22 protein-coding genes and 1 tRNA gene are annotated in these 25,519 nt (G+C 54.8%); 5 read left to right on the top strand and 18 right to left on the bottom strand.

All coding sequences use genetic code 11. From position 1 onward, the window contains the following. Positions 1–2: 2 nt before the first annotated feature. The 3 genes from ASD8599_RS09320 to ASD8599_RS09310 form a co-directional block, all read right to left on the bottom strand. The gene (locus ASD8599_RS09320) at positions 3–1,520 is read right to left on the bottom strand and encodes a tripartite tricarboxylate transporter permease (RefSeq protein ID WP_108828274.1); all 1,518 of its coding nucleotides are present in this window, start codon (positions 1,518–1,520) and stop codon (positions 3–5) included. Between the two features lie 14 nt (positions 1,521–1,534). Next, positions 1,535–2,074: a tripartite tricarboxylate transporter TctB family protein gene (locus ASD8599_RS09315; protein ID WP_108828273.1), complete on the bottom strand. Its 540-nt coding sequence runs from the start codon at positions 2,072–2,074 to the stop codon at positions 1,535–1,537. Positions 2,075–2,170: 96 nt separating this feature from the next. Further along, positions 2,171–3,115 (bottom strand): tripartite tricarboxylate transporter substrate-binding protein, encoded by a 945-nt coding sequence (locus tag ASD8599_RS09310; protein ID WP_108828272.1) that lies wholly within the window; start codon positions 3,113–3,115, stop codon positions 2,171–2,173. A gap of 115 nt (positions 3,116–3,230) precedes the next feature. Here ASD8599_RS09310 and ASD8599_RS09305 point away from each other — a divergent pair, with 115 nt between their 5' ends. Genes ASD8599_RS09305 through ASD8599_RS09285 form a run of 5 tightly spaced genes read left to right on the top strand, consistent with a single transcriptional unit; the run spans position 3,231 to position 9,605 of the window. Next, a complete protein-coding gene (locus ASD8599_RS09305) occupies positions 3,231–4,040 on the top strand; it encodes an IclR family transcriptional regulator (protein ID WP_108828271.1) in 810 nt (269 codons plus the stop codon). Then, positions 4,037–5,392: an aspartate aminotransferase family protein gene (locus tag ASD8599_RS09300; protein WP_108828270.1), complete on the top strand. Its 1,356-nt coding sequence runs from the start codon at positions 4,037–4,039 to the stop codon at positions 5,390–5,392. The genes ASD8599_RS09305 and ASD8599_RS09300 overlap by 4 nt, the downstream gene beginning before the upstream one ends. Before the next feature lie 35 nt (positions 5,393–5,427). Then, positions 5,428–6,711, top strand: a complete 1,284-nt coding sequence (locus ASD8599_RS09295; protein ID WP_108828269.1) for an aspartate aminotransferase family protein — start codon at positions 5,428–5,430, stop codon at positions 6,709–6,711. Then, on the top strand, positions 6,708–7,640 hold the full coding sequence (locus ASD8599_RS09290; RefSeq protein WP_108828268.1) for a phosphotransferase: 933 nt from the start codon (positions 6,708–6,710) through the stop codon (positions 7,638–7,640). Before ASD8599_RS09295 ends, ASD8599_RS09290 begins: the two co-directional genes overlap by 4 nt. A gap of 30 nt (positions 7,641–7,670) precedes the next feature. After that, the gene (locus ASD8599_RS09285; RefSeq protein WP_108828267.1) at positions 7,671–9,605 is read left to right on the top strand and encodes an FAD-dependent monooxygenase; all 1,935 of its coding nucleotides are present in this window, start codon (positions 7,671–7,673) and stop codon (positions 9,603–9,605) included. A 144-nt stretch (positions 9,606–9,749) separates the two neighbouring features. Here ASD8599_RS09285 and ASD8599_RS09280 read toward each other — a convergent pair. The 15 genes from ASD8599_RS09280 to ASD8599_RS09210 all read right to left on the bottom strand — a co-directional run bounded on the left by ASD8599_RS09280 (position 9,750) and on the right by ASD8599_RS09210 (position 25,518). Further along, positions 9,750–9,839 (bottom strand) — tRNA-Ser (locus tag ASD8599_RS09280). Positions 9,840–9,901: 62 nt separating this feature from the next. Further along, on the bottom strand, positions 9,902–10,621 hold the full coding sequence (locus tag ASD8599_RS09275) for an alanyl-tRNA editing protein (protein WP_108828266.1): 720 nt from the start codon (positions 10,619–10,621) through the stop codon (positions 9,902–9,904). Next, complete coding sequence (locus ASD8599_RS09270; protein WP_108828265.1) at positions 10,618–12,945, bottom strand: DUF3772 domain-containing protein; 2,328 nt, start codon at positions 12,943–12,945, stop codon at positions 10,618–10,620. The genes ASD8599_RS09275 and ASD8599_RS09270 overlap by 4 nt, the downstream gene beginning before the upstream one ends. Then, positions 12,945–13,982 carry a cysteine synthase A gene (locus ASD8599_RS09265; protein ID WP_108828264.1) on the bottom strand — a complete coding sequence of 346 codons (1,038 nt, stop codon included), beginning with the start codon at positions 13,980–13,982 and terminating at the stop codon, positions 12,945–12,947. The genes ASD8599_RS09270 and ASD8599_RS09265 overlap by 1 nt, the downstream gene beginning before the upstream one ends. A gap of 100 nt (positions 13,983–14,082) precedes the next feature. After that, a complete protein-coding gene (locus ASD8599_RS09260; protein ID WP_108828263.1) occupies positions 14,083–15,192 on the bottom strand; it encodes an NUDIX domain-containing protein in 1,110 nt (369 codons plus the stop codon). Between the two features lie 3 nt (positions 15,193–15,195). Beyond that, the gene (locus ASD8599_RS09255; protein ID WP_108830093.1) at positions 15,196–15,636 is read right to left on the bottom strand and encodes a TrgA family protein; all 441 of its coding nucleotides are present in this window, start codon (positions 15,634–15,636) and stop codon (positions 15,196–15,198) included. Between the two features lie 24 nt (positions 15,637–15,660). Beyond that, positions 15,661–16,869 (bottom strand): SAM-dependent methyltransferase, encoded by a 1,209-nt coding sequence (locus ASD8599_RS09250; RefSeq protein ID WP_108828262.1) that lies wholly within the window; start codon positions 16,867–16,869, stop codon positions 15,661–15,663. An 86-nt stretch (positions 16,870–16,955) separates the two neighbouring features. Then, positions 16,956–18,377 (bottom strand): cryptochrome/photolyase family protein, encoded by a 1,422-nt coding sequence (locus ASD8599_RS09245; protein WP_108828261.1) that lies wholly within the window; start codon positions 18,375–18,377, stop codon positions 16,956–16,958. A 72-nt stretch (positions 18,378–18,449) separates the two neighbouring features. Further along, positions 18,450–19,679, bottom strand: a complete 1,230-nt coding sequence (locus ASD8599_RS09240) for an aminotransferase class V-fold PLP-dependent enzyme (protein WP_108828260.1) — start codon at positions 19,677–19,679, stop codon at positions 18,450–18,452. Positions 19,680–19,775: 96 nt separating this feature from the next. After that, complete coding sequence (locus ASD8599_RS09235; protein ID WP_108828259.1) at positions 19,776–21,470, bottom strand: BCCT family transporter; 1,695 nt, start codon at positions 21,468–21,470, stop codon at positions 19,776–19,778. Between the two features lie 198 nt (positions 21,471–21,668). After that, positions 21,669–22,091: an HIT family protein gene (locus ASD8599_RS09230; RefSeq protein WP_108828258.1), complete on the bottom strand. Its 423-nt coding sequence runs from the start codon at positions 22,089–22,091 to the stop codon at positions 21,669–21,671. 40 nt (positions 22,092–22,131) lie between these two features. Beyond that, positions 22,132–23,118, bottom strand: a complete 987-nt coding sequence (gene acuI / locus ASD8599_RS09225) for an acryloyl-CoA reductase (RefSeq protein ID WP_108828257.1) — start codon at positions 23,116–23,118, stop codon at positions 22,132–22,134. 81 nt (positions 23,119–23,199) lie between these two features. Then, on the bottom strand, positions 23,200–24,303 hold the full coding sequence (locus ASD8599_RS09220; RefSeq protein ID WP_108828256.1) for a dimethylsulfoniopropionate demethylase: 1,104 nt from the start codon (positions 24,301–24,303) through the stop codon (positions 23,200–23,202). A 4-nt stretch (positions 24,304–24,307) separates the two neighbouring features. Then, positions 24,308–24,814 (bottom strand): DinB family protein, encoded by a 507-nt coding sequence (locus ASD8599_RS09215; protein ID WP_245925986.1) that lies wholly within the window; start codon positions 24,812–24,814, stop codon positions 24,308–24,310. After that, positions 24,811–25,518 (bottom strand): DUF1326 domain-containing protein, encoded by a 708-nt coding sequence (locus ASD8599_RS09210; RefSeq protein ID WP_108828255.1) that lies wholly within the window; start codon positions 25,516–25,518, stop codon positions 24,811–24,813. Before ASD8599_RS09210 ends, ASD8599_RS09215 begins: the two co-directional genes overlap by 4 nt. Position 25,519 lies beyond the last annotated feature (1 nt).

Genomic DNA, 25,519 nt, shown 5'->3' with positions numbered 1-25,519 from the left:
TCCTACCGTTGCTGGCTGTCGTGAAAATCGTGATCTTCTTGCGGCTGGTGGGCGCGGTATTCCTTGATCAAGGTACGCACATGCAATGCCAGAACCAGCAAGATAATCACAAACAATACAAAAGTGATGGGCCGGTCGATCATATCAAGCGGTGATTTAAGCCGCGGCATGGCAGAGCGCAGTTTGACCTCCATGATGCCGCCCAAAACCATGCCTAAGATGATTGGCACAATCGGCAGGTTCAGACGCTTGAGGATCAGACCGAAGACGCCGAAGACGGCAGCGATCATGCAATCTGTCAAAGAATTTCGCAAAGAATAAACCCCGACAAACGACAGGATCAGGATCATCACACCCAGAAACCGTGTCGGCACGCGGATGATTTTTGTCAGCAAATTCGTCGAGAACAGCAAAAACACCATCACAATGACATTCAGGGCAATCAGCGCAAAATATAGACCGTAAACAAGATCGATGTTGTTCTGAAAAAGCTGCGGTCCGGGGATCACGTTGTGCACGTAAAACACCGATAACATCATCGCGGTCAATGCCTCACCGGGGATGCCAAGAGCCAGCAACGGGATCATGGCCGCTGCAGGCACGGCGTTGTTCGCGGCCTCGGATGCAATCAACCCTTCGGGTGATCCTTTGCCAAATTTGTCCGGATCCTTGGATGTTTTCTGGGCATAGGTGTAGCTCATGAATTGGGCGGTAAATTCGCCTGTGCCAGGGATCATGCCAAGGATCACACCGAAACTGGACGCCACCGTCGCCACACGTTTGTGCTTTAGCAACTCGCGGATACCGACAGACATGCGCCCTTTCACCGGCTTGGCATCGGGGCTGCTGTCAGGATCACCCAGCAGGAAAAAAGCTTGGCTTAGTGCAAAAAGGCCAAGAACCACCACAATCAGGTTCACCCCTGAACTTAGAAACGAATACCCAAACGTGTAGCGCTGCGTGTAGGTCACGGCGTCCAGCCCAATGGTTTGCAAAAAGATGCCAAGCATAGCCAGCATCCCCGCTGCAAAAATTTGACCACGGTGGGCCAAAATCACAAGAATGATACCGAGAAGAGCCGCCAGAAAAATCTCTCGGCTTCCGAACATAGGCGCAATAAGCGCAAGCACGGGCGACAGCAAGATCAGGCAGCCAATACCAAAAATGCCCCCCCAAAAGGATGCGGAATAGGCCAGTGACAGCGCACGGTGACCTTCGTTGTTTTTTGTCATGGGATAGCCGTCGTAGGACGTCAGCGCATTCACCGCAGTGCCCGGCGTGTTGATCAGGATCGCGGGGATTGCGCCGCCATACATGGACGATCCGTAAATTCCTAAAAGCATCGTCAGACCCACAATCGGATCAAGCGAGAACGTCGCAGGCAGCAGGATCGCAATGGCCACCGCAGGGCCGACACCGGGGATCGCGCCGATTATGACGCCACCGATTGACCCTACAAACAACGCAAGGATCACATCCCAGCGGGCCAGCATTTCAAGGCCAAGAAAGATATTTTCCATCGCTTAAGGTCCAATCAGAAATATGTGAGCATGATTTGGCGCACACCATCCGGCAGCACCTCATAAACGCGACCTGCAGGCAAATTGACCTTCAGCAGGGTCTTGAACAAAACGACAACCACAAACGACGACACGGCGGCCGCACCAAGCATTTTGGCGCTGCGGTATCCTGATCGCAGGGCCAACAGAACTGCGAAAATGATCGTTGTGGGCAAGTAGCCCGCGTAAGGCACCACCGCCGCATAAGCGATAAACCAACCCGCATATTCGATGGATTTGAGCCAATGCAAAACCTCGTGCCACCGCCCGTCGATGCGTTCCGACAAAGCCGATCCAAGCAAATGAAACGCCGCAAAAAGCGTCATCGCGCCAAGTGAAACGGCAGGCCAGAACCGTGGCTGTGCTGCCAGTTTTCCGCGCGGTTTATAGGCGGTTTGGTCAAAAATCTCTGACAAAAGGAACACAGCGCCAATCAGAAACACCCAAGCGAAAACGATGTCTCCGGGGCGGCGATAGCGTTTGAACAAAGATTGAAGCGTTTTGACGCGCGACATGGTCCGCCCCCCATTTAGCACCTTAGACAGTGAGCAAGTTAGACTGTCAGCAATAGAGATGATCGGGCCGCAAAATGCCGCCCGACCAGATCAGGATTACTCAGCAAGCATCGCTTCGATGCCGGCCATTGTTTCCATATCTTTTTTGATCTGCTCGACCACTTCTCCAGCAGGCTGCCAGTAAACAGACGCACCTGTTTCTGCAGCCAGCTTTTGTGCGCGTTCGGACATCATTGTCTTTTCAGCGACAGCAATGATCTTGTCTTGGACATCTTGCGGTGTGTCTGCGCGCACGAACAAGCCATTCCACAATGCCACATCCAAATCAGGTGCCAATTCGGACACAGTTGGCGCGTCAAGCGTCAGCGGAATACGCTCGGACCCGATGGAGGCCAGAACCTTGACCGTATCAAGACACGGCAAAATCAGTTGAAGCGTGGTGTTGATAACATCCACATCACCCGAGGCCAACGTATTGCAATCCAGCGCATCAAAAGCGGCATCGGCTGCATAGCTAAAGCCCAATTCTTTGGCCAAACCGAATGTCACCTGCGTTGGCACCAGCGGTGCGCCAAAGTGTCCAAGCACCACGTCATTGTCTTGTGCGTGGGCGGCAAGACCTTTCATGTCATCGTAAGGCGCATCGGCACCGGCCGCGATCACAAAGGGATATGTCAGGAAATTGCCAAGAGGCACAAAGGGATCCGGGTTCAGCTCTGGTATGCCGATAAACGGACCAACAACCGGGATCGCAATGATGAAAGATCCGATGGTGTAGCCGTCAGCAGGTGCGTTCGCGACGTCAATCGCACCGGGAAACGGGCCACCGCCCCCGCCCGGCTTGTTCACAACGGCAGTTGGCACGCCGTATGCTTCGGAAAAATCTTCTGCGATCATGCGTGTCAGCACGTCTTCCAGATCACCCGGAGGCCACGGCACGATAAATTCAACTGGCTTCTCCGGGTACTCCGCCAAAGCGGGTCCCGCGAGGGTTGCCAACGCAAGCGACATGGCCGTCATCGACTTCGTAAACTTGGACATTTCTTTCTCCCTGTTTCTGGTTCATATATTGAACCGTTGTTATGTAAAAAAGGTTGCCTTGTTAATTAACCTGTGTCAAACTTTTTTTATCAAAGCCGCAATGAGGCCGTTTCAAATGTCGTCCGTGATCAAAGCACTCGATCTTCTAAGTCACTTTTCTGCCGGCCAACCCGAAATTGGCCTGTCACAGCTGTGCCGCATTGCAAAACGTGACAAGGCAACGACCTATCGTCACCTCCAGGCGCTTGAAGTTACGGGATTTATTGAACAGAACCCTTCAAACAAACAGTACCGCCTTGGTCCGGCCGTTCTGAAACTTGCGCAGACCCGCGAAGCCACTGTGCCACGCAAAGCCAGCACTGAAGGCCCCTTGTTCGACCTGACTGAAAAAACGGGCGAGACGGCGCATGTTACGGTTCTGTCCGGCACCAAGATGTACGGTTTAGCCGCCTGTGAGTCGCAACGGCATGGAACCCGCGCGATCATTGACATTGATGTCTTTCCATTACACGCAACCGCATCCGGCCTGTGTGCATTGGCTTTCGGCCCTGACACATTGATGGATGCCGCAGTGTCCAACCTTACCTCGTTCACAAAAAGCACCGCAACCGACTCGCTTACTTTGAAAAAGACGGTTCAAGCGATCCTCCATACGGGATTTGGACGCGCGATGCGGACCTACGAGGCCGAGGTTGAGGGCCTGTCAGCCCCCCTGTTTGACCAGACAGGCCAGTTTGCAGGTGCCGTGTCTGTTGCAAGCGTCGCCACGCGGTTCACGCCTGCCTTGGAACGCACCATCAAAGAACACCTGATGATCGCCAGCCGCGACATCAGCCGCAACTGGGGTGGCACCATCCCGGACGACATCGAAGGTCTTTGGGCCACATCACTCACTGCTCGCCATGAATTGGAAACCAGATCATGAAAGATTCAAACTTTCTTAAAGAAAACAACGGCCGCCTGATGTGGCACCCGATGACGTCCCCCAAAGACAGCATCGACAACCCGCCAAAAATCATCACAGGATCCAAGGGTGTAACGATCACCGACATCGACGGGCATTCCGTTGTCGACGGTGTCGGCGGCCTGTGGAACGTGAACCTTGGGTATTCGTGCCAGCCCGTTAAAGATGCGATGGCAGCACAGCTTGACAAATTGCCGTATTATTCCACGTTTCGCGGCACATCGAATGACGTCGCGATCGAGCTGTCATATGAGCTGTCTGAATTCTTTGAACCCGACGGCATGGCCCGTGCCTTCTATACATCCGGCGGATCGGATTCAGTTGAATCCGCCCTGCGTCTTGCGCGCCAGTACCACAAACTGCGCGGCGAAGCGGGCCGCACCAAATTCCTGAGCCTAAAAAAAGGCTACCACGGCACCCACATCGGCGGCGCATCGGTAAACGGCAACGCAAACTTTCGCACGGCCTATGAGCCCTTGCTGCCGGGCTGCTACCACATCCCCGCCCCCTACACCTACCGCAACCCGTTCAACGAGACGGACCCTGAAACGCTGGCACAGCTGTGTGTGCAGGCGCTTGAAGACGAAATCGCCTTCCAAGGGGCGGGCACAATCGCGGCTATGATCATGGAACCGATCCTTGGTGCAGGCGGCGTTATTCCGCCCCACAAATCATTCGCACCAATGGTGCAGGACATCTGTAACCGCCACGGCATTTTGCTGATCACGGACGAAGTCATCACGGCATACGGACGTACAGGTGCATGGTCCGGCGCACGGCTTTGGGGCATCCAGCCCGATATGATGTGCACGGCAAAAGCGATCACAAACGGTTACTTCCCGTTTGGCGCTTTGATGCTGGGGCATCGCGTTGCAGAGGTGTTTGAAAACAACCCCGACGCAAAAATCGGCCACGGATATACGTATTCCGGCCACCCGGTGGGGGCTGCGGCCGCACTGGCGTGCCTGAAAGAAACCAAACGCCTGAACGTGATTGAAAATGCCGCGGCACGTGGCACCCAGCTTTTTGAAGGTGCGCAGGCACTGATGGCGAAATATGACATCATCGGTGATGTACGGGGCGGCCACGGCCTGATGACCGCATTGGAAATGGTGTCGGATCGCGCCACCAAGAAACCGATTGATGCGGCCACCGCACAGATCGTTCAGGACGTGACATATGAAAACGGCGCGATGGTGCGTATTTCCGGTCCAAACCTGATTCTGTCACCGCCCCTTGTGATGACGCAAGACGACGCGACCATTATCCTGACAGCCATCGAAGCAGGTTTTGCTGCGGCGACAAAAGGGTAAGGCATGTCAGACGTGTACTTGGACCTTTGCGCATCATGAGCCGAACGACCAAAGAACTGATCGCAGACCGCGCCCGGTTGATGGGGCCTAACGTGTCGACGTTTTATGACGATCCGGTGCATTTTGTCCGTGGTGAAGGGGTTTGGCTGTGGGACGCAGAGGGGCGCAAGTATCTGGATTGCTACAACAATGTTCCGCATGTGGGCCATTGCAATCCGCGTGTTGTGGATGCAATTTGCCGTCAAGTTGCGACGTTAAACACGCACACGCGCTATCTGCATGATGGTATTCTGGACTATATTGAGAAGCTGACAGGCACGATGGATACGTCGCTGGATACCGCAATCCTGACCTGCACCGGATCAGAGGCAAACGACATTGCCCTGCGCATGGCCGAGGCCGTCACCGGAAAGCGCGGGATCATAGCTACAGACGCCACGTATCACGGCAACACGTCGTTGGTCAGCCAGTTGTCAAAGTCTAACATTCCGGCAGTGGGCTTTGGTCTTGGGCAATTTTTCCGCTTCGTTGATGCGCCCGACAGCTACCGTACACCTGACCTGTGCGGCACGATCTTTGCCGCACAGGTCGCGGATCAGATCGAGGGATTGAATGAGGACGGCACCGGTTTTGCCGCCCTTGTCGTTTGCCCCTATTTTCTGAACGAAGGCTTCCCCGACAATCCCGACGGCTGGTTGAAACCGGTGGCCGAGGTTGTGCGCAAAGCCGGCGGCCTGCTGATTTGCGACGAAGTCCAATCCGGCTTTGGGCGCACTGGCACCCACCTTTGGGCCCATGAAAAAATGGGCGTGGTGCCAGACATCATGGTGCTGGGCAAACCCATGGCCAATGGCCACCCTGTGGGTGGGGTTGTCGCCGCCCGCGACATCGTGGCCGCCTTTCGCAAAGGCTATCGGTACTTTAACACCTTCGGGGGCAACCCTGTGTCCTGTGCTGCAGCCATGGCAGTTCTTGAGGAAATCGAAAACGAAGGCTTGCAGGCCAATGCCAAGACCGTAGGCGATCACGCGCGCACCCGCATGACCGCGCTGGCGGCGAAACATGACGTCATCGGCGATGTCCGCGGCTCGGGCCTTATTTTTGGGGCCGAATTGGTCACAGATCACGCCACCAAAGCCCCCGCCAGCGACCTGACGGACCGCATCATCAACGCCATGCGGGCGCGTGGCATTATCCATTCAAAGCTGGGGCGCCACAAAAACACGCTTAAAATTCGCCCGCCAATGCCCTTTTCGATCGAAAACACAGACCTGCTGTTTGACACGCTTGATGATGTGTTCAGCGAGGTCACAAAGTGAATGCAACCGTCGACAAAGCGTTGCACCTTTGGGGGCTGGAAGATGCCACATGCGCGCTTGTCGCGGCCCGCGAGAACGCAGTCTATAAGGTCACAACGCCCCATGGTGCATTGGCGCTGCGCTTGCACAGACACGGGTACCGCACGAACGCTGAGCTGGCATCAGAACTTGTCTGGATGAAAGGCGCGGGCGATGCTGGCATCAGCGTTCCCGGCCCTCTTGCGTCGAGAACCGGCGACGTGATGCATGTGATCGACAGCATTCAAGTTGACGTTTTGACATGGCTATCCGGTGAAACCCTTGATGTTGTGTTAAGCAAATCAGACACAAAACCCCGCGCCGCATACTTTCAGACCCTTGGAACAGTCATGGCGCGTTTTCACCAAACCTGCGATGCGTGGCAGCCCCCGAAGGACTTCACGCGCTGCGCGTGGGATGCTGAAGGGCTTCTTGGCAAGACGCCACTTTGGGATCGGTTTTGGGACAATCCCGCGCTTTCAAATGCAGACAGCCGCGTGCTTATGGCGTTTCGGCAAACGGCCCAAGCAGCACTTGTCGACCATGCCAAAGATCCGGATTATGGCCTGATCCACGCCGATCTGGTTGCGGCGAATGTTATGGTGGATGGTCCTGACCTGCACTTTATAGATTTTGACGATGGCGGATACGGGTATCGGTGTTTTGAGCTTGCGACTGCGCTGCTAAAACACATCGACGCGCCTGACTATGCCGACTTAAAACAGGCTTTGATCCGAGGGTATACATCCATCCGCGATATCGACCTTGGCCAGCTTGATCTGTTTATGGCGCTGCGGGCCGCAACATACGTCGGATGGAACATCAGCCGGATGGGCGAAGACGACGGCGCGGCGCGCAATGCGCGGTTTATCACAACAGCAACACGGCTTGCTAAAGACTTCATCGGCTGACACCACAGCTTTCGAAAAAAGAGGCGCACTATGCAATTTCATCTTAATGGGTTCAAACCGGGGAATTATCAGGTTCCCGATGCGGCACGCAAAGCGTATCCCACGCCACCAATTCAGGATTTGCCAACTGAAGTCGACGTGCTGATCATAGGCACCGGCCCAGCCGGTTTGACCATGGCCCGCCAGATGTCAGAGTTTGAAGATATCAGCACGTGCATTGTGGACATGGCGGATGGTCCTTTGTTGTTCGGACGTGCCGACGGCATTTCGTGCCGTACGATCGAAATCATGGAAGCCTTCAACAGCAGTGAAATGGTCGAGAAAGAAACCTATAAGCTGATGCAAAACACGTTCTGGGAACCGGATGTGACCAACCCCCAAAACATCAAACGCACCCACAAAATTGCTGACGCGCGCCTTGGCATGTCGGAATTCACACATGGCATCGTCAACCAGGCACGCCTTCACGAGCTGTTGTTGGACGGCATGGCGAATGCGATCACCAATCTACGGCCCCACTACAGCCGCGAACTGCTTGATCTGTTGATTGATGAAAGCCTGACCCAAGACCTGAATGCCCACCCGATCACCGCGACATTCAAGCGGGTGGATGACGCAGGCCGCGACAAGATCGAAACGGTAAAAGCGCGGTTTGCGGTTGGGGCCGACGGGGGGCGCAGTCGCGTCCGCAAAAGCCTTGATATTGCACTTGAAGGGGACAGCGCCGACAAAGCTTGGGGGGTGATGGACATTCTGCTGAACACAGATTTCCCCGACATCCGTGTCAAAAGCTTCATCCAGTCCAAAGATCATGGCGCCGTCATGACGATCCCGCGCGAAGGGGGCTATCTGATCCGGTTTTACGTCGAACTTGATCTGATCGACAAAGACAAACGCGCCTCGGATATCAGGATGACCGAAGTAGACATCATCGCAAAGGCGCAGAAAATTTTCCATCCCTACACTTTGGATGTCAAAGAAGTCGCATGGTGGTCGGTCTATTCTGTCGGGCAACGCCTTGCACAGCGTTTTGACAATCGTCCCGTTGATAGTTCTGATGACGTCATCCCGCGTGCTTTCGTTGCCGGTGATGCGTGTCACACCCATAGCCCAAAGGGTGGTTGGGGCCTGAACACATCCCTGCCCGACACATTCAATCTGGGCTGGAAAATGGCTGCCGTTCTACAGCGCAAAAGCAAGCCTGCCTTGCTGGCGACCTACAGCACCGAACGCCGCAAAGTGGCAAACCAGCTGATCAACGCAGACAAGGAGCTGTCTAAAATTGTAGCCACGCGCCCCACCGCTGGCAATGCGTCACAACAAGCAAAGGTAGACACCGCCAAGATTGAAGCTTTCATGAAACGTCAAAGCGGTTTCGTTAGCGGCACGTCCATCGAATACTTCCCGTCCTACATTTGCACCGGCCAAGACAACCAACATCTGGCAAAGGGGTTCAAAATCGGCCAGCGGTTCCATTCGGTCGAAGTGTCGCGTGTGGCGGATGGCGGACACCAGCATTTGGGTCATCTGGTCAAAGCAGACGGGCGCTGGCGGATTTTTGTGTTTGGGGGAACGCAAGACCCGACACTGATGTCATCAGAAGCCTATAAACTCATCGATTTCTTAGCAAACGACGCCACTTCGCCTGTGAAGAAGTATACGCCGACAGGTGCCGATTGTGATGCGGTTATCGATACCTATGCAATTTTCCAGCAATCAGATTTGTCCATGCATGATCTGCATGATCAACTGTGGCCGGCGAAGGGCAAATACGGTTTGCGGGACTACGAAAAAGTGTTCCACGCGCAGGACGGAAACGACGTCTACGATCTTCGCGGAATTGACCGTGACCACGGCTGCGTCGTGATCGTGCGGCCTGACCAGCATGTCGCCTCGATTTTGCCTGTTGCAGCGCATGCAGACCTAGCGCAGTTTTTTGATGCTTTCATGATTGAGCAAAGCTGAACAATGACGCGCTGATCTCTATTCTCAAGGCAGTTTGTGTAGACATCCGAAGGGCATTTGCATGCCCCACGTACGCTACCGAACTGTCTTGGAACGGGGCCCTACGTTCAAACAATGATGGTCTAGATTTTCATGAGAGGTAAATGGCGGACAGACAGGGATTCGAACCCTGGAGACGGTCTCCCGCCTACACACTTTCCAGGCGTGCGCCTTCGACCACTCGGCCACCTGTCCGTTGGGGTGCGTTTAGCAAGCCCTTGCACCGCTTTGCAAGAGGCAAAACGCACCCAAAGTCATCAATCGTCAAGATGCAGATAAACGCGCCGGTTCATCCGCCCTTTTTTCTCGATCTTGCCCAAACGCAGGCTGCCGATTTCGCCTGTACGTGCCACATGGGTGCCACCACAGGGCTGCAAATCAATCTGGTCTGAACCCGATCCGATACGGACCAGTCGCACGCGCCCTGCCCCGCGTGGCGGCTGCACAGACATGGTTTTGACCAGTTCGGGGGTTGCATCCAACACAGCTTGATCAACCCAGTCTTCGCTGACAACCACATCCATATCAACGAAGGTGTTCAACGCCTGTTCGATCACGTCACGGTTGTCTGGCGCATCGGCCATGTCAAAATCCAAACGGCCATGTGTCGCACTGATCGATCCGCCTGTGACCCCGAAAGGCAACGTCACAGACAACAAATGCAATGCCGTGTGCACACGCATGTGTTTGTGGCGACGATCCCAATCCAGTTGCTGCACCACAGTCGCCCCGACAGGCGGCAATGCACGGGGTTCGGCAGGGACCATAACGATCTGTTCTTTATCCCCTTTGACGGTGGTGGCGATTGGCAAATGCTGCCCGTCCCACACCAACACGCCGCTGTCACCGGGTTGCCCGCCGCCTGTGGGATAAAACAGTGACGCATCCAGCACGACACCACCCTCGGCAGTATGGGCGATCACGCGGCCCTGCGCCTCGCGCAGATAGGCGTCTTTGCGAAACAATGGATCCGTCATGCGCCGTCGTCTTTCAAGGCCTCAGGATTGCGCAACCAGATGTCGCGTTGTGCAAACGGTATTTCGATGCCTTCGGTCGCAAAGCGTTCCGCAATCTGGTGGTTCATTTCGCTTTTCACTGACAACATCCAATTGACGTCCCGCAAGATAACGCGAATTTCAAAATCAAGTGAATCTGCGCCAAATCCTGAAAAGACAACCGCTGGCGCCGGATTTGCCAACACCATCGGATGTGCGCTTGCGATTTCGCGCAATATCTCTTCGATGCGTCGGGTGTCGTTTCCATAGGCCACGCCCACGGGCACGATCAAACGCCCGATTGTATTGCCACGGGTGTAGTTTGTGACGGTTCCCGACACCAAATCCGCGTTGGGCACAATCACATCGGTACGATCAAAGGTTTCGATGCGCGTGGAGCGTACAGAGATATCGCGGACGTATCCCATTTGACCGCCAACTTCGATCCAGTCCCCTTCGGAAATGGGACGCTCGATCAGCAATATGATCCCCGATACAAAGTTGGACACGATGTTTTGCAAACCAAAACCGATGCCCACCGACAGCGCCCCGGCCACAATCGCCAAAGAAGACAAATCAATGCCCGCGGACGTAATTGCGATCAACGCTGCCAGAAATATCCCTACGTAGCCCAAACCGGACACCATCGCCACCTGAGCACCAGGATCCAGTTTCGTCTTGGGCAAAAGGTTGTTCTTCATCGTGCCTTGCACGGCGCGCGTCAGAAAGTAGCCAATCATAAAGACAACGATCAACGTAATGAAACTGCCCGGGCTGATGGTTGTATCGCCTATCGAGACGCCGTTGCGGAACCGCGACCACAGCTCTGTGAGGTCGGTCAGACGTGCCCCCCAAATCAAGGCAAAGACTGGCAAGGTCAGAACCAACAGGAAGAAATTGATCAATGTCGGCAGCAGCGCCTCGGACGGATTGACCGAAGGGGAAAAGAACGCAAACAAATCACGCACGGCCTCATTGATTTGCGTGATGGCACCACACAACGCCAATGACAAAATGGCCGGATAGATCAGGGCCAGTGCCGCGCCGGAATATCCGATGATGGCCAAAACTGGCGCCCCGAGACCGATGATCATAGAGGCCTTGGACAGCAGCGGCACCACCTGACTGCGGTAAGAGCCTTCTGCCGACAATGTGCTTTTCGACGGATCGCTTTTATGCAGCAATTGACCGATGCGGAACAAAATTATGCCCGCCAGAGCGATCAATGGAAAATCAAGAACAGCCGTTGTTTCCAGACTGTGGCGATCAAAATCGCTGAGGCGTTCCAGCAGAAAGCGCAATGCAAGAATGATGCCCAAAAGCATCGCATACACGCGCCCTTCCCAGCGGCGTTTCGGGCCAAGCCCCATTGGGGTTTCGACTTCTTGCGCCTTTGGGAAAATGCGACTGCCCAGCCACCGCGACGAGAAAATGATCACACCGACGATGGGCAGGCTGCTGATCAGCATGTCTCCGCGCGGGCCATAAAAGCCCGTCGCATCCAACGCCTGCATCAAAGCAAATATGCCCAAAATCGGGAATAATATCTGCCCCAAGGACACAACAAACCCGGTAAAACCCGCGCTTGCCTGGGTTTCGCGGGCTTGGATCCGAACAGCAAATTGTTCGCTCCATGTGCGCGACCGCAACAACAGCACGGTTGCTGCGACAAACAAGATCATGATCAACGGCAGATTATTTTGCGCGTTTGCACGTGCCGTCGGGTTTGAGAATGCGGATGTTACACCGTCCCACAAGCCTGTCAAAGACACCCGCAGGTCACGCAGTGCGTTGTTCCAAAGGCTTGGGTCCAAGGGAACAGGGCCTTTGCGCAGCAATTCATCAGACTGGCGTGCACGAATAATTTTGTCAATTTCAGACACAAGGCCATTTGCACGGCTGAACGCCTCTTCTGCAGTCCGGCGGGGGGTGGTCAAAACTTCAAGTTGGCGTTGCAATTCACTGCGGCGCGCCCCGATTTCGGCCGCTTCGCTGCTGCCTTCTTCAGGCGCAGGTCCAAGGGCCGCAATTTGTTCGTTCAATGTCTTGATACGGCTGTCATTGGCAGACAGTTGCGCCTGAAACTGGGTGCGCCAGTTCACAATATCCTGACGCAGCACCCCAAATGCAGCGTCAGACGCTTTCCCGCTTTCAAGCGCGGCTTCAGCACGTGTGGCAACCCTTTCCCACGCAGCATAATCAGGTGTTGACTGCAAGGTGGTTTGCGCAAATGCCGCTGGTCCACCCATCGGGCCAGAGACGCTTAGGAATACCCCCAAACACAGTGCGGTCAGGAAACGGATCATCAGACGTCCTCTAACATGCTAGGCAAATCAGACGCGCCACGTTCCAGCCACTCTGGCACGGGCAGACCTTTTTCGCGCAAAAAAGCAGGATTGAACAGTTTGGACTGATACCGCGTTCCAAAATCACACAAAATGGTCACGATGGTATGCCCGGGGCCTAAATCCCGTGCCAAACGCATGGCGCCTGCGACATTCACCCCAGAGGACCCGCCCAGACAGAGACCTTCGTGTTCAAGAATGTCAAACACTACAGGCAAGGCTTCGGAATCGTGAATGTTGTAGGAAAAATCGGGTTTCAGGTCTTTGAGGTTCTCGGTGATACGCACTTGCCCGATCCCTTCGTTGATCGATCCGCCATCCGTCATCTTTAATTCGCCCGATGTGTAGAAATTGTACAACGCGGCACCGTCAGGGTCCGCCAACCCGATCTTGACGCCCTTGGGTTGCAAAAACTCGGCGACGCCTGCCAAAGTACCACCCGACCCAACAGCACAAATAAAGCCGTCAACCTTGCCGCCGGTCTGTTCCCAGATTTCCGGGCCCGTCGTTTCAATGTGGGCTTGCCGATTTGCAGTGTTATCAAACTGGTTTGCCCAAATGGCACCATTTGGTTCTGTTTTTGCAAGTTCAGCAGCCAACCTTCCCGAATAGCGCACAAAATTGTTCGGATTGCGATAGGGTGCTGCTGGCACCTCAACCAATTCGGCCCCCGCCAAACGCAACATATCCTTCTTTTCCTCAGACTGGGTTTCCGGAATGACGATCACGGTTTTGAACCCCATGGACGCGCCAACAAGGGCCAGACCGATGCCTGTGTTGCCAGCCGTGCCCTCGACAATCGTGCCGCCAGGTTTCAAGTCACCGCGCGCGATCGCATCTTTGATGATGAACAAGGCCGCGCGATCCTTGACAGATTGGCCGGGGTTCATAAATTCGGCTTTGCCCAGAATTTCACACCCGGTCGCGGCACTGGCTTGGTTCAACCGCACCAAAGGGGTTTTTCCGATGGCCTCCGCAAGGTCTGTTGCAATGCGCATAATGTCTCTCCCGGGTGGTCAGAATTCAATGGTCTGGATTGGTGTAGCGACGAGTCCCTTAGACCTCAAGGCACGGCGACACAAAGGGGTGTGAGTTACGCTAGAGATTTGCGCGTAAACGATCCCTGTTATGGGCCAACCAATAGGCACACAGCGACAACGGAATGTTGGCAGCGGCCTGGTCTTGTACCAGTGTCATCAGGGCATCAAAGGTCAGGATATGGGTGCGAATGTCTTCGTTTTCAGTGTCCAACCCGGACACGCCAGTCATGTATTCAGGCAAATCGGTGACCCCGACGTAGACGTAGTAGAATTCAGAAGACGTTCCGGGCGACGGGTAGCCTTCTGCAATAGGTTCAAGCACATCCAGAACCAACCCCGCCTCTTCTTGTGCTTCACGGCGCGCACAGTCCATTGGCTGTTCTCCTGCGTCCACACGACCTGCAATAGGTTCGTATTGCCACGCAACAGCATCACCGCGCCCGATTGGCCCGACACGCAACTGTTCCACCAGCAACACGCAATCGCGGATTGGATCGTAGGGCAGCACAATCGCAGCATCTGCGCCAATGAACACTGCCCGCTTCAATGTGTCGGACATGCCGCCGCGGAATTTTTCGTGGCTCAACGTCAAAGCATCCAAAGCGAAGAAATCTGAATAGATGCGCGTACGTTCCATAACATCCACGACACCGTTCAAAGTGCCACCGCCGTGACGAACATCACGGGCCGCAATCTGCGACGCCGCACGGGCCCTGATCATCGGATACATTTGAACGATGGTTTCGGGGGTGCGTGTCCCAAAGTAGCTCATGACCTCTTTGGCTGCGATACAGGTCAACTCAGCCCAGTGATCCGCCCATCGGCCAAGTACCCAAGGGGCACCTGCAGTGACGCCTTCTTCAGGTGGAAAATAGATTTCGGCGGTGCGCCCGTCGCGCAGCCACTTGGTGCGCAATGCATAGCCGTATCCGCCTTCATAGAAATCCAGACGGGCCACATCGTCATCTGACAGATTGATCAAAAGCAACCCACGCGCGTCACCTCCGGGGGCGGACTTGATCAGCGGAAATGCACCCTCTTGCGCGTTGAACACCGAATGGTCCGGTAAAATTGCATTGTCGTAGCGAATTTCAGCAGCTGGCCGCCCAAGTACAATTTCCAACAAAGGAACATGTCGCAACGTGCCGTAAACAAAAAGGTTTTTCATTTTTCAGCGCCAGCGATGCCATGCGACTTCGGTGCACAGGCCCGCTATGATGCCGCCCAAAACAACAACAACCGCAATCGGTATCGTGGCCATGACAAGCGCATATTCCATCATCAACTCAACCACAGCAATCAACGCCTCGAACGCATTGTCATAGCGGTTGCGCAACGCCAGCCTAAGCATTTCGTTGACGCCTTGCACAAAAAGACCAAGAAAGACCAAGGAAACAACGCCGGTAAACCCGTTGTTGATCGCAAAGGTCAACCCCCTGCCCGCACGCCGTCCCACCAAAGACCACCCGACAACCACACCAAGCAAAACATTGACGTAGTTGAAGTAGCCAAAGTTCATGTCTTCTTCCATCAACGCGCGGATCATGTCCGACAGAATGAAGCCAAGCGCCCCCAACAGGATGGCCGCAGTTAGTTTTGCTCCATCAGGCATCTTGGCGCTCATATGTCGTTTGCATTAGCCGGGTCTTTTAATAGTGATCTGTGTTACGTCACAGTTGGCACTTTCAAAGGTGGACGCGCAAGAGGTCAGATAAAAATTCCACATCCGGCGGAAACGGTCATCAAAGCCCATTTCCGCGATTTGGTCCCACTTTTCGTTGAAGGTTTCATGCCAACGGCGCAGCGAGATGTTGTAGCTTTGGCCAAATTCGACCGACTTTTCGACGGCGAGACCCGCTTTGACAACTTGTTCGCGCAGCGCGGCAGGGCTGGGCAACATGCCGCCCGGAAAAATGTATTTCTGGATGAAATCCACACCACGTCGATACACATCCCATCGGCGATCTTGCACGGTGATGATCTGCAAGGTTGCATTTGCGCCCGGCTTCAGACGCTCACGCACCGTTTCAAAGTAGACCGGCCAGTATTTTTCGCCCACAGCTTCGAACATCTCGATGCTGGCGATGCCGTCATAGGTGCCTTTTTCGTCGCGGTAGTCTAGTAGCTTAAAGTCAACCAGTTCAGAAAGACCTGCTTTTTCAATGCGTTCTTTGGCATAGTTAAACTGTTCTTCACTGATGGTAAGACCAGTCACTTTCAGCCCGCGTTCCTTGGCGGCGTATTCGGCAAACCCACCCCAGCCGCAGCCGATTTCCAACACGTGGTCACCGGGTTTAACGCCCATCTGGTCGACCATGAGGGCATATTTTGCCCATTGCGCCGCCTCATGGCTTTCCTGTCCAGTTTCAAAGAGCGCCGAGGAATACGTCATCGTCTCGTCCAGCCAAAGACCATAGAAATCATTGCCCAAATCATAGTGATACGAGATATTCTTGCGGGCTTGGTCCTTGTGATTGCGCTGCAACCAGAAGCGGAACTTTTCAAACCAGCGCACCAGTCCAGCGCCAGGAAAGCCGTCATAGATACCTTCGTTGTCGGCGTGAATCAAATCCATGAAAGCCTGCAAGTCGGGCGTGCTCCACCATTCATCAAGGTAGGCATCACAAAACCCCAAATCGCCTTCGCGGATCAGGCGGCCAAACACATCACCGTTGTGAATCTCGACTGTGGCAACGGGCCCGGGGTTCTTACCATCGGCCCGAAACACCCGCCCATCGGGCATAACAAAGTCCAAACGGCCATTGTTCATGTCTTTCACCATGGCGAATACGCGCGTGAAGTACCGGGGCAAATCGCGTTGCCCGTCCGTTGTCGTCAAAATCATTCACATTCCCCGTTTCGCTTTTCGCGTTTGTGTCAACCTACATTGACACCAAGTGTCAATACAAGCGTCTGTTCGTCATTTTTGAGTTAGAAGTCTCTGTTTTCATAGGCACTTAGCGCCCGTTTGCGTCCCTCGTCTGCAGGAACGATGGGGGACGGGTAAGTATCATCCGCTTTCAGGCCCCAAGCCTTTGGAATCGCATCAAAATAGGAACGTGCATCATCATGCACATTTTTGCGGCCCTCAGCGATCCAACGGCTCACGTAATCGCGCTGTTTGTCGAATTTGTCCAACTGTGTGACAGGGTTGAACACGCGGAAATAGGGCGTCGCGTCCGGCCCTGATCCGGCCGACCATTGCCAGCCCATTGCATTGGCGGCAGGGTCCCAATCGATCAAACATGCCTCAAACCATTTCTGGCCAATTTTCCAGTCACACAGCAGGTGTTTTGTCAGGTAGCTTGCCACGATCATACGGCCGCGGTTGTGCATACGGCCTGTCACATACATTTCACGCATCGCCGCGTCCACAAACTGGATCCCCGTGCGGCCCTGCTTCCATGCTGTGACTTCGGCGTGGTTTTCATCCGTATTCCACGGGAAAGCATCCCATGCTTCTTTCCAATTGCTGTCCAGAATACGGGGGGTGTGGTGCATCAGGTGGTATGCAAATTCGCGCCAAACCAGTTCTTTCAAAAAGGTTTCAGCCCCCTGTTTGCCTTCGTGCATCGCGCGTCGCCCTGCATGCCAGCACTGATAGGGGCTGATTTCGCCCAAGGCCAGATTTTCGCTTAGATTGGATGTGCCATCTTTCCAAGGCTGGTCGCGGCCCTCGTTGTAGCCTTGGGCCAGATGCGTGATGAAATGGTCCAAACGGTCCTGTGCTGCGGCCTCGCCCAAACGCACATGGGGGCGGACAACATCTGCGCCACGGCGCATTGCGGCGCCCATCTGCCAGTCGTCCAAGTTATCGCTTTCGGGCCATGTGTCTGGTGCAGGCATGTCTTTGGGTGCCGGCAAAGGTGCTGCCACGTCGCGGCCCTTCACCATATTCCAAAACGGCGTGTAGACTTTGTAATACCCGCCCGTTTTGGTTTCGACGGTCCAGGGTTCGAACATCACATGACGCGCAAAGCTTTTTGCGTCGACACCATCCTCTTTCAATGCGGCTTTCACAGCAGTATCGCGCGCCACAGCATCCGGGTCATAGAGACGGGTCCAATGCACAGCCCCTGCCCCGGTTTCGCGTATAAGATCACGCAAAACCTCTAAGGCGTCGCCTTTGCGCAGGATCAGCTGGCTGCCTTTGGCGTGTAGCGCACCAGCCAAATGGCCCAGCCCAAGCCCCAAACGCCACTTGGGGGCAGCCCCCAACGCGTCGACAGTATCATCGTGAATAAACACAGGGATCACTGCGCCACCGTTTTCGCAGGCAGCCAGCAGAGCAGGGTGGTCGCTTAGGCGTAAATCCCGACGCAGCCATACCAATGTGGGTTTTGAATTGCTCATAAAGCTCTCGTGGTCCAGTCTTTCAAAAGAATACGACTGTGCACAAGCGCTGGATCACAGATCACGTAAATGTCACGATAAAACATCGTCCAAAGCGGTCAACAATTGGTCCATTTCCGCATCACTTGTGTAGTGGGTAAAACTCAGTCGCAATACACCCTTGTTTTCGGCGTCCACCCCCATCGCGGACAAGGCACGCACAGCGTAAAAGTCACCGCCCCCTGCCATGATCCCATGCGAGGCCAGTCTGGCGGCCACGGGTTCTGCGGCATCTTCAAGCGACAGCGCCACAGTGGGTGCACGCACGGATGCGTCTGACGGCCCGATCAAGCGGACAGAGTTTCGCGCGGACACCGCATCCAGCAAAGGCTGCAACAGCGCGACTTCACGCGCCCGCATCAAATCATGCACAAAACGCCCCCTTTGCGTGGGCGACACGGCGTCTTCGGCGTGATGGTAATAAAGTGCGTCCACATAATCCGCCATGCCCGCACATGCCGCCTGCTGCGCGTGATCCTCACCCGCAGGGGTAAAGCGTTTGTACAGTTTGTCCGCGTTGAAGAAATGCCCCTGATTGGGCAACAGGTCCCCCAACGCCCGCCGGATCACCATAAGACCCTGATGCGGCCCATAGGTTTTATAGCTGGAAAACAGATAAATGTCCGGCCCAAGGTTGCCCACATCGGGAAACCCGTGCGGCGCATAAGACACCCCGTCGACACAGACAAAAGCCCCTGCAGCATGGGCCAAAGCGGTGATTTCCACAACGGGATTGATATGGCCCACGACGTTGGAACAATGGGGAAAACACACAAGACGCACCGTATCATCCAACAGGTTTTCCAGATCCTCCGGGTTCAATTCGCCCGTTTCGGGATCAATCTTCCATTCGCGGATCTCGATGCCGCGGTCCGCCAGCCTGCGCCACGGACCCGTGTTGGCCTCGTGATCCTGATTGGTCACGATCACCGCCTCACCGGGCTGCATCATTTGGCCAAAGGCCTGTGCCAGAACGTAAGTATTTTGGGTGGTTGAGGGACCAAAGCTCAGCTCGTCCGCATCCACCCCCAAGATGGCAGACATGCGGGTGCGTGCCTCGTCCATTTCGGCCCCACCCAAAAGGCTGGCGTCATAAGGGGCATAAGGTTGCACTTTGCGTTGCGTGTAAAAGCGTGTGAGCCGATCAATAACAGCGCCACAGGTGTAGGACCCGCCCGCGTTCTCAAAAAACGCCTGTCCTTGCAGATTGGGCTGTGAAAACGCAGGAAACTGCGCACGAACAAAATCTAGATCCAAAGGCATGGCACGTCTCCATCGGGCAAAGAAAAAGGCCCCGACCAAAAGATCGGGACCTTCTTATGCTATCTCAGTCGCCTTAAAGGGCAAGCTGATTTTGGCTTATTCTGCAGGCGACAAACCATTTCCGGTAGCACCCGGAATTTCGGAATGAACTGCAGGCACACCTGCCGCTTCGCGACGACCATCGTTGTAGATTGCTTTGATCAAAGCAATGCACATCAACGCCATCACAATAGAGAACGGCAAGGCCCCGATCACCATGGCAGTCTGGATCGCACCCGTTCCACCAGAGATCAGCAAGCCCGCAACAACCAGACCCAAGGCGGCACCCCAGAACAAGATATGTGGACGCGCTTTTGGCCCTTCATCGCCAGCAGCGTTGATGGTGTTGACGATCAATACAGCAGAGTCAGCAGACGTCACCAGGAACGTCATCAACAACACAACGATCATCACCGCCATGCCCCACGCCAACACTTCTGCAATCGGGGCCAACATGAATTCCGTCATGGCGAAGATTTTGTCGCCATTGGCCGCGTCCAAGATGACACCATTTGCCTCACCGTTCAGTTCCAGATCAATCGCTGTACCACCGGCCCATGCAAACCAGACAAAGCACATCAGCGACGGAACAATCATTGCGCCCAAGACGAATTCACGGATCGACCGACCACGCGAAATACGCGCCAAGAACAGGCCAACGAAAGGAGCAAAAGCAATCCACCAAGCCCAGTAGAACACGGGCCACCAGCCCTGCCACTGCGCCAGTTTGAACGCTTCGGAACCCTCGACACCATCAGAAGCAAAGACATTAAAGCTAAGCCATGGCAGCGCTACGAGATAATCCCAGATACCGACAAAGAAAGCCGTCGCGCCAAAGAATGTCGCGCCAAAGATGATGAAGAAGCCCAACAATAGGATCGACAGCACCATGTTGATGTTGGACAGCCATTTGATGCCTTTGCCAACACCAGACAGCGCCGACAATGTGGACGCGCCCATGATGACCAGAAGGGCCACGATGATGCCTGTGGTTGTGGCTGTACCATCGTCCAGAACCAAACCACCAATGCCGATGCGCGTCAGACCCGCAACGAACTGCTCAACACCAAAGCCAAGCGTTTGTGCCACACCAAGGATTGTCGCAACAACAGCCACGATATCAATGATGTTGCCCAACAGACCGGACAGGGATGAGCCAAACAAAGGCGTCAGCGAGGACCGGATCGTCAGCGGCAAACCACGACGGTAGCTGAAAAAGGCCAAGGCCAGACCGGCAATCGCATAACACGCCCATGCGCCCAGACCCCAATGCAAGAAGGACCAAACATAGGCCTCACGCACGTTGTCTGCACCCAATGCTGTGTTAACCCCTTGGATGACCGCTGGGTTGTTTTTGAAATGTGCCACAGGCTCGGCTACGGCCCATGTCAGCATTCCGACACCGATACCGGCGCCAAACATCATTGAGAACCACGAAAAGTTCGTAAACTCCGGTTTCTCGCCGGGTTGACCCAAGTTCAATTTCCCTGCAGTTGGCCATATCGCCAACCCAAGGCACACAATCACAAAGAAGGTGACCACCCAGATATACCAAGCTGCAAAACTGGCCAAAATGGCAGAGTTCCACGCACCCAAAACTTCGCCGGCCCATTCGGGCCACACGATGCACCACACCACCAGCACACTGATGATGATCTTACTTATGACCGCGACGTTGACGCTGAACCCTCGATAAAAACCAGTGTCGGCGGTTTTTATCGGAAGCTCCGTCAGTGGAGGTTCGATTGACATGTTCCCTGTTTCCTTTTTTCTTTTTTGGATGAAACGAAAGTAACAGCTAAAAAGGGAATGTCAGTCATTTTGTCGCAGATGACGCAAACTGATAACTCTGAAAGTCCATAACCGTCAGAACGGTCGTTTTTCGCGTCATAAGAACCGGTGCATTATATGGGTGCAAAGCACCAAAAACGACATGCTTCGATAGAATCACTAACGGTCGAGCACTGCCTTGATTTTCTCGGCATTTGCTTTGATTTCATCCATATCACCCATCACCCCCGGTCCGGTGATCGGCACACCAGCATGTCGCGGATGGATGTGGAAATGAAGGTGGAACACTTCCTGCCCGCCTGCGGCCTCAGAGAATTGCCACAGCGTAACGCCATCCGCTGCAAACGCTGTTTTGGCAGCATTGGCGACCAGATTTGCGGTTTTCATACAAGCGGCCAATTGCGCCGGACTTGCATCGAGCAAGTTCACACATGGGGTTTTCGGGATCACCAGACAGTGCCCTTTTGTGCGGGGCATAATGTCCATGAAACACAGTGTGTCATCATCCTCGTAGACCGTGAAATTCGGGATTTCACCACGGAGGATCTTGGCAAAGATATTCTGGTCGTCGTAGGTGGTCATGAGGGGCTCCAATCTGGTGTCGAAGCCCCTCTTAGTGTGATCAGGCGTTGACGTCTACGACAACGCGGCCTTTGACTTGGCCTTGTAGGATGTCTGCGGCCAGTTTTGGCAAATCCGAAAGGGTCGCAGGTTGCACCATCGCTTCCAGCTTATCCATGGGCAGATCAGCTGCGATGCGTTTCCAGGCCCGCAAACGGTTTTCGTATGGCTGCATGACACTGTCGATGCCCAGCAAGTTCACGCCGCGCAACAAGAACGGAATGACCGTCGCAGGCAGACCTGCGCCGCCAGCAAGACCAACAGACGCCACCGACGCGCCGTATTGCATTTGTCCCAGCACGCGCGCCAGCATTTCGCCGCCCACGGCGTCGATGCAACCACCCCAGGTCTCGCCCTCAAGCGGACGCTTGACGGTTTCGTTCAGATCTTCACGCGGCACGATCTGGGTCGCCCCTAAAGATTTCAGGTAATCGCCAGTCTCTGGACGCCCGGTGACACCAGCAACATCGTGACCCAATGCCGCCAGAATAGCGACAGCAACCGATCCCACGCCACCTGCAGCGCCTGTGACCAGAACAGGACCGTCTTTGATGCTATGGTCTTCCAAAGCCATCACAGACAGCATCGACGTAAAGCCTGCCGTGCCCACAGCCATCGCCTGACGCGTGTCCAAACCGTCCGGCAGCGGCACAAGCCAATCTGCTTTCACGCGGGCCTTTTGGGCATACCCGCCCCAATGGACTTCGCCAACACGCCAGCCGGTCAGAACAACCTTATCGCCGGGCTTGTAGCGGTCATCGTCAGAGCTTTCGACAGTGCCTGCAAAGTCGATACCACCCACATGCGGATACTGGCGCACCAAACCACCGCCTTTGGGGGACAAGCACAGACCGTCTTTGTAGTTTATAGTCGTATATTCGACCGCAACAACCACGTCACCGCTTGGCAAATCATCTACAGACAGTTGTTGAACAGCTGCGGTTGCCTTACCGTCCTCGTCTTGTTTCAAAACCAGTGCATCAAACATCATTTTCTCCGTTCCGGGGACCAACCCCTTGCTTCATCTCGCAAAATAAACCTCCCCCGGAGGGTCCGGCAGAGGTAAAATTCAAATCCAGAAGGTTTCATGCACCACAGCTGGGCGCATCCCCTCCGGCGTTTCCACTTCCAGCTCGGTGCCTTCGTCCCAATGGGTCATTCGCACCATACCAATAGACACATTGGTCTTGAAGTCAGGGGACCAGGCCGCAGACGTGACCTGCCCGCGCTTCTTGCCACCGGCGTAAAGCGGCCAAGGTCGATCACAGCCCGGCACAGGGTCACCGCCAATGGAAATGGCGCGCACCTGCTGTACGGGACCTTCTTTCGCCACGCGCAACAGCGCATCCCGGCCAATACACCCAATCGCCGTTTGAGTATCGCAGAAGCGGCCCAAACCACATTCATGTGGCGTGTTGTCGTCGGTCATATCGTTGCCATAAGACAGCAGCCCGCCCTCAATACGCTCAATCCCGTTGGGGCAGCCGGCACGCACGTTCAAATCCTCACCCGCTGCAAATAGCGCGTTCCACAGCGGCATCCCGATCTCTGAATTCTCGACGTAGATCTCGAACCCGCCCTGCTTGGAGTACCCCGACCGCGCGATGGCCAAATCCTGCCCTTCAAATTCGAACATATCGAACTTGAAAAAGCGTATGTCACGAACGCGGTCGCCAAAGACACGGGCCAAAAGGTCATCCGACTTCGGGCCTTGGATCGCCAGCGGGCTGACATCCGGCTCATCGACAAGAACATCCAGGCGATAGCCATTGGCAATGCCTTTGACCCAAAGCAAAAGATCACTGTCCGCGATCGAAATCCACCAACGGTCCTCAGACAATTTCACCGCCACCGGATCGTTCAACATGCCGCCCGTTTCATCAACAATCGGCACATAGTAGCACTGCCCGGGCAGCATACGGCGCAAATCCCGCGGGGTCAGCATTTGCATCAAGCGCCCTGCATCCGGGCCGCGCAACTCGACCTGACGCTCAACCGCCACGTCCCAAATCTGAACATGGTCCTTAAGGTGGCGATAGTCGGCTTCAACGCTTTCAAAAACCGTTGGCAGCAACATACGATTGTAAACGGTGTAAGCCTTGACGCCCGCAGCCTCTACCCCGTCAGAAAAGGGCGTCCGGCGCAGCCGACGCGATGGCGAAATGATGGCCATACTTTTAGTCCTTTGGTAAAAAGAAAAGATCGCTGACTGGCGCGGCATATCCGGCGGCAGTCAGCATTGCGTGAACCTGACCCCGATGATGGGTCTGGTGATTGAAGAAATGCACCACACATTCCCCCATCGGTTTGGAAACCTCTTGACCCAAGACACGGCTGAACATGGTCAGATCACCGTGAAGATCCATAGATTTCAATTTGGAAGCCCATAGGGTCAAACGCCCGTCCATACGAAACCGCTCAGCGCTCCATGCGGCCAACGTAGGATGCAGGGTCTTGCTATCGTCCAAACCGCCGACAGGCGCTGGCAACGCCGGATCGAAGCGGTTCATCCACAGCATGTCGCCCCACATAAGATGGTTTAACGTACCAAGGATTGATCCGAAGAATGCGCCACGATCCAACATCAATTCATCTGCAGTCATCGCATTAAGTGTCGATGATAACTGGCTGTTTTGCCACGCATTATAGCGTGACATCAGTTGAACATAGGCCGGATCAATCACGGCTTGGGGCCTTTCCAGTCAATCGGGCAAATCTCTGCCGACATACCGTCAAAATCCCAAACACGACCGTAGTCACGGACCTTCGATTTCAGACCTTTGGCCGCAATAATATCCGGCCCCATCCAGTATTTGGAATTGGATACCATCACCGGATGGGCTTTGTCCTTGCCGGCAAGCATTTCAATCTCGCCCTGAATTTTGCGCCCAATCATGATGGAGCGTTTATTGCCATCGCGCACAATCTCAACCGGCGCACGTTCGGCCCCGATGATCTCGGACACCAGCATCGTAAACAGACCCGTAGTGCCGCCCGCGGCACCAGAAAAGATTTGCAAAATACCGTTGTAGGCTTTGCCGCTTGCCCGTTCATCTACATAGGCTGCAACCTTCCAGTTGCCTTCGCCCATACGACCCGGAATATCGACCAGAAGACCCACGTTCAGACCTGACAGGTCTTCGCCCTCATAGTGCCCTTCATCAATGGCAATCGCCATCCACGCATGACAATGCCCTTCTGTGGGCGGGTGCGCACCAAGGCTCACAACGCAGGGGCAAAACACTGTGCATGAGCAGTTTAGAAACAATTCACCTTTGATGGCCCAGTCTGTCGGCGTCATGCCGCGGCGTCCCGGATTTGGCATCCGGCTGTCGATACGTTGCGAAATCGGCAACCGATCCGCCTCGGGTTTTCTGTTTACAGCCATC

It is taken from the genome of Ascidiaceihabitans donghaensis, assembly GCF_900302465.1.
In the GTDB taxonomy this organism is placed as follows: domain Bacteria; phylum Pseudomonadota; class Alphaproteobacteria; order Rhodobacterales; family Rhodobacteraceae; genus Ascidiaceihabitans; species Ascidiaceihabitans donghaensis.
The sequence above is the reverse complement of the archived record's forward strand: the minus strand, read 5'-3'. Positions and strand labels throughout refer to the sequence as shown.